Origin of the sequence: Phenylobacterium sp. (assembly GCF_036821595.1) — a bacterium.
Classification (GTDB): Bacteria; Pseudomonadota; Alphaproteobacteria; order Caulobacterales; family Caulobacteraceae; genus Phenylobacterium.
The window spans coordinates 1-6,098 of record NZ_DAISJG010000100.1 but is presented as its reverse complement, the minus strand read 5'-3'; the positions used below and the strand labels follow the sequence as shown (position 1 = coordinate 6,098).

Annotated in this window: 3 protein-coding genes; all 3 read left to right on the top strand. The window is 69.8% G+C overall.

Annotated elements, in window-relative coordinates; genetic code table 11:
• On the top strand, positions 1–749 hold a 749-nt coding region (locus V7Z97_RS18790), incomplete at its 5' end, for an MBOAT family O-acyltransferase (RefSeq protein ID WP_334164971.1).
• A gap of 3 nt (positions 750–752) precedes the next feature.
• Positions 753–2,387 carry an alginate O-acetyltransferase AlgX-related protein gene (locus tag V7Z97_RS18785; protein ID WP_334164970.1) on the top strand — a complete coding sequence of 545 codons (1,635 nt, stop codon included), beginning with the start codon at positions 753–755 and terminating at the stop codon, positions 2,385–2,387.
• Positions 2,388–2,562: 175 nt separating this feature from the next.
• Positions 2,563–6,098 (top strand): glutamate synthase large subunit (gene gltB, locus V7Z97_RS18780; RefSeq protein WP_334164969.1); only part of this gene is annotated, 3,536 nt, incomplete at its 3' end.

Genomic DNA, 6,098 nt, shown 5'->3' with positions numbered 1-6,098 from the left:
CCCTGCAGATCTACTTCGACTTCTGCGGCTATTCGAACATGGCGATCGGCCTGGCCTTCATGCTGGGCTTCACCTTCCCGAAGAATTTCAACTACCCGTACGTGTCGCGCTCGATCACCGAGTTCTGGCGGCGCTGGCACATCAGCCTGTCGTCCTGGTTCCGCGACTACGTCTACATCCCGCTGGGCGGCAACCGGCACGGCCAACTGAAGACGGTCAGGAATCTGATGATCGTCTTCTTCCTCACCGGCCTGTGGCACGGCGCGGCCTGGCAGTTCGTAGTCTGGGGCCTCTATCACGGCGCCTTCCTGATGCTGGAGCGGTTCGGCCTAGGCCGGGTGCTGGAGCGCCTGCCGGTGGTCTTGCGGCACGCCTACACCCTGCTCGTGGTGATGGTCGGCTGGGTGTTCTTCCGGGCCGAGAGCCTGCCGGAGGCGCTGACCTACCTCGCGGCCATGTTCGACCCATCGCGGCTGGCGGGGCCGGACCTGCCGCTGGCCATCCTGCTGAACGCCCAGGTCATCACCGCCCTGCTGGCCGGCTCGGTCCTGGCCTTCCCGGTGCTGCCGTGGGCGATGGAGCGTCTGCGGCCCGCGCGGGCGGAGGCGCCCTCCGAGGTGCTGCCGGCCCGGCTCGACACCCGCTCGGTCCACGCCCTGCCGGTCCCGCTGCTGGCCGTCGGCTTCGCGCTGTCGATCGCCTTCCTGGTGGGATCGACGCTCAATCCCTTCCTCTACTTCCGGTTCTGACCCGTGCTGGCCTCGCGTCTCCACTGGCGGATCCTGATCGCGACCATCCTGCTGCTGATGGCGGCGGCCTTCATCGCCCCCCGGTTCGTGCGCGCGCCTGACATCGACGAGAACCGGGTGCTGGCCTCACGCCCGGCCTGGCCGGAGGACCTCGCGGGCTTCCGGGCTTTCCGCAAGGACGCCGACAAGTACGTGGCCGACAAGTTCCCGGTGCGCCCGCACCTGATCGGCCTGCTCAACCGCGCGCGGATGGTGTTCGGCGTCTCGGGCTCCCCGCGCGTGGTGGTGGGCCGCGAGGGCTGGCTGTTCTTCGACGGCGGCGACCACATGGCCGCCACGCAGGATCCGTCGCCGCCGCCGGCGGACACCCGCGCCTGGCTGGCCGGCCTGGCCGGGCGCACCGAGGCGCTCAGGGCGCGTGGCGTTCCCTACCTCGTGCTGGTCCCGCCAATGCAGGAGGCGGTCTACCCTCAGCACGCGCCCGGCTGGTACCGGCTCAATCCAGACCGCCGCGCGGTTCGCTTCGCCGAGCTTGCCCGGACGACGGGCGCGGGCGACGTCATCTATCTGCATGAGGCCATGGTCGCGGCCACGCGCCGGGGAGTGGCGACCTACAGCCGCCACGACACCCACTGGACGGGGCCCGGCGCCTGGGAGGGCTACGCCGCGCTGATGCGCAGGCTGAAGCAGCTGGGCGTGGTCACCGAGGACCCCCGCCCGGTCTCCAACTTCCAGGAACTGCGTCCCGGCCATCCGAACAAGCCGCGCAACCTGGCCCTGATGCTGGGCGTGGCGAGCTTCGTGGACGTGGATTACCTCGAACTCGGCGATCCGGCGACGGAGGCGCGGTCCACGACCACCTGGCTCGATCCGGTGCACGACTGGACGAAGCCGCACGTCATCGAGACCGGCGAGACGGGCAAGCCCGTGCTGATGATGACGATGGATTCCTTCTCCAACGCGCTCGTTCCGTTCCTCTACTCCCACTTCAGCCGCATCGTGCTCTCCCACACCCAGGACGGCTCCTGGCGCGAGGACCTGATCGCCCAGTTCAATCCCGACGCGGTGGTGCTGGAGGTGCTGGAATCCGGCCTCGGCTACTCACTCAGCCCAGCCCCGCCGGCCTCCGCAGAAGCCATGACCCGGATCGTCCAGGCGGTTCCCCTGACGCAGCCGGTCGCCGCTCCGGCCGCAGCGGCCCAGGCCGCCGCTCCTCCGCCGCCGCCGCAGGTTCCGGTCCTGGCGCCCATCACCCCGGCGACCACCGCCCTGCTGGCCGCCGCGGTCCCGACGCCCAGCTGCAATCTCGAGGCGGCGAGCCTCGCGCCCGCGCCGAACGGCGTGGAGGTGTCCGTCAGCGGCTGGATCTCCGAACTCGCCGACCGCAACACCTCGCCGGTCGGCTGGGTGCGGCTGCAGGGGCCGGAGGGCGACTACGCGGCGCCCCTGCGGGTGGACCAGCCCCGCGTAGACGTGGCCACCCACTTCAAGGCGCCCAAGGCGGCCGAGGCCAGCGGCTTCAGCGCGGTCTATCGGATCGAAGCGCCCAAGGCAGGGACCTACACGCCGCTCGTCTACCGTCGCACGCCGACGGGGTGGATGGTGTGCCGCGGCGTGCAGGCGCTCACGCCGCCCTGACTGCGGCGCCGTCGCGCTCCTGAATGGCGGCGATTGGAAAAATCTTCCAGCCGCCGAGCTTCCAGACCATCGACAAGGGCTGATCTTGCCGGGTAAATGCCCGCGAATGCATGTCACGGCCCCCTCGGAGGTGGAGGACCGGCCGCGTATCGGCGTGCTTGCGTGAGAGAAGCATATGCGGCTGCCCGAGCGGCAAGGACTGTACGATCCGGCGAACGAGCACGATGCGTGCGGCGTGGGTTTCGTGGCCAACATCAAGGGCCGCAAATCGCACGAGGTGATCGAGGCCGGGCTGCAGATCCTGGTCAATCTCGACCACCGCGGCGCCGTGGGCGCCGACCCGCTCGTGGGCGATGGCGCGGGCATCCTGATCCAGATTCCGGATGCGCTCTATCGCGCCTGGGCGGCCGACGCGGGTGTCGCCCTGCCGCCGTTCGGCGAATACGCCGTGGCCATGTGCTTCCTGCCGCAGGACGACGCCGCGCGAGCCGCGGTGGTCGAGCAGTTCGAGCACTTCCTGCGGGTCGAGAAGCAGCCCCTGCTGGGCTGGCGCGACGTCCCCGTCGACACCACCGGCCTCGGCGAGGCCGTGCTCGCGTCCATGCCGGTGGTCCGGCAGGCCTTCATCGGCCGCGGACCCAACGTGAAGGACCAGGCCGCCCACGAGCGGAAGCTGCTGGCCGTCCGCAAGCAGACCCAGAACCCGCTGCGCGAACTGGCCGCCAAGCGCGCCCTCCCGGGCGTGGTCGACTTCTACATGCCGTCCCTGTCCACCCGCACGGTGGTCTACAAGGGCCTGCTGCTCGCCCACCAGGTGGGCACCTTCTACAGGGACCTCCTGGACGAGCGCGCGGAGTCGGCGCTGGCGCTGGTCCACCAGCGGTTCTCCACCAACACCTTCCCGTCCTGGCGCCTGGCGCACCCCTATCGGTTCATCGCCCACAATGGCGAGATCAACACCGTCCGCGGCAACGTGAACTGGATGAACGCCCGGCGCCGCTCGATGGAAAGCGACCTGCTTGGGCCCGACCTCAACAAGATGTGGCCGCTGATCCCCCACGGGCAGTCGGACACCGCCTGCCTCGACAACGCGCTGGAGCTCCTGGTGGCCGGCGGCTATCCGCTGGCGCATGCCATGATGATGCTCGTCCCCGAAGCCTGGGCGGGCAATCCGCTGATGGGGCCCAAGCGTCGGGCCTTCTACGAGTACCACGCCGCCCTGATGGAGCCCTGGGATGGCCCCGCCGCGGTCGCGTTCACCGACGGCCGGCAGATCGGCGCCACACTGGACCGGAACGGCCTGCGGCCGGCGCGCATCATCATCACAGACCAGGACCACGTGGTCATGGCCTCGGAGTCGGGGGTGCTGGAGGTTCCCGAGGAGCGCATCGTCCGCAAGTGGCGGCTGCAGCCGGGCAAGATGCTCCTCATCGACATGGAAGAGGGCCGCATCGTCGAGGACGAGGAGCTGAAGCGCACCCTCGCCGAGGCCGCCCCCTACGAGGAGTGGCTCTCCGAGACCCAGTTCAAGCTGGAGGAGCTGGCGCTGGCGCCCGAGGCCGATGCGCCGCTGGCCAACGACCCCGACACCCTGCTCGATCGCCAGCAGGCCTTCGGCTACACCGAGGAGGATTTGAAGTTCTTCCTGGAGCCCATGGCCCGGGCAGGCGACGATCCCGTGGGCTCCATGGGGTCGGACACGCCGATCGCGGTGCTCTCCCGGCGGCCGAAGCTGCTCTACGAGTACTTCAAGCAGAACTTCGCCCAGGTCACCAACCCGCCCATCGACCCGATCCGGGAAGAGCTGGTGATGAGCCTGGTCTCGATGATCGGGCCGCGGCCGAACCTGCTCGGCCGGCAGGCCGGCACGCACAAGCGCCTCGAGGTCTCCCAGCCGATCCTCACCGACGAGGACCTGGCCAAGATCCGGTCGATCCACGACCTGCTGGACGGCGCCTTCCGCACCGCCACGATCGACACCACCTGGCCGGCTGAAGAGGGTGCGGCGGGCCTCGAGAAGGCGGTCGAGCGCATCTGTCGAGAGGCCACCGACAACGTCCTGGCCGACGTCAACATCCTGATCCTGTCGGATCGGGCCGTGTCGCCGGACCGCATCCCGATCCCGGCCGCGCTGGCCACGGCGGCCGTGCACCACCACCTGATCCGCCAGGGCCTGCGCATGCAGACCGGCCTCGTCATCGAGACCGGCGAGGCGCGGGAGGTGCACCACTTCTGCGTCCTGGCAGGGTACGGCGCGGAGGCGGTCAACCCGTACCTCGCGTTCCAGACCATCGAGGAGCTGCGCGCCCGCCAGGATCTGCCGGTCTCGGCCTACGAGGCGCGGAAGAACTACATCAAGGCGGTCGGCAAGGGCGTCCTGAAGGTGATGTCCAAGATGGGCATCTCCACCTACCAATCCTACTGCGGCGCCCAGATCTTCGACGCCGTCGGCCTCTCGTCGGCGCTCATCGACCGGTACTTCACCGGCACCGCCACCACGATCGAGGGCGTCGGCCTGGCCGAGATCGCCGAGGAGTGCGTCCGACGTCACCGCGACGCCTTCGGCGACAATCCGATCTACAAGACCATGCTCGACGTCGGCGGCCAGTACGCCTGGCGGCTGCGCGGCGAGTCCCACGCCTGGAGCCCGGAGACGGTGTCGCGCCTGCAGCATGCGGTGCGCGCCAACCTGCCGGACGAGTACCGGCAGTTCGCCGCCTCCATCAACGAGCAGTCCGAGCGCCTGCTGACGCTCCGCGGCCTGATGCGCTTCCGGCCAGCGGATACTCCGGTCCCGCTGGAGGAGGTGGAGCCCGCCGCCGACATCGTGAAGCGGTTCTCCACCGGCGCCATGAGCTTCGGCTCGATCAGCCGCGAGGCGCACACGACGCTGGCCATCGCGATGAACCGGATCGGCGGACGCTCGAACACGGGCGAGGGCGGCGAGGAGAGCGACCGGTTCAAGCCGCTGCCGAACGGCGATTCCATGCGCTCGGCGATCAAGCAGGTGGCCTCGGGGCGCTTCGGCGTGACGACCGAGTACCTGGTCAACGCCGACGACATCCAGATCAAGATGGCCCAGGGCGCCAAGCCCGGGGAGGGCGGCCAGCTGCCCGGGCACAAGGTCGACAAGAACATCGCCCGGGTCCGGCACTCCACGCCGGGCGTCGGCCTGATCTCGCCGCCGCCGCACCACGACATCTATTCGATCGAGGACCTGGCCCAGCTCATCCACGACCTGAAGAACGTCAACACCGGCGCCCGCATCTCCGTGAAGCTGGTGTCGGAGGTGGGCGTCGGCACCGTGGCCGCCGGCGTCGCCAAGGCGCGCGCCGACCACGTGACCATCTCGGGCTTCGAGGGCGGCACCGGGGCCTCGCCCTTGACCTCCCTGACGCACGCGGGCTCGCCCTGGGAGATCGGCCTGGCCGAGACCCAGCAGACCCTGCTGCTCAACGGGCTGCGCACCCGGATCGCCGTGCAGGTCGACGGCGGCCTGCGCACCGGACGCGACGTGGCCATCGGCGCCCTGCTGGGGGCCGACGAGTTCGGCTTCGCCACCGCGCCCCTGATCGCGGCCGGCTGCATCATGATGCGCAAGTGCCACCTCAACACCTGTCCGGTGGGCGTGGCGACCCAGGACCCGGTGCTGCGCGCGCGCTTCACCGGCCAGCCCGAGCACGTGATCAACTACTTCTTCTTCGTGGCCGA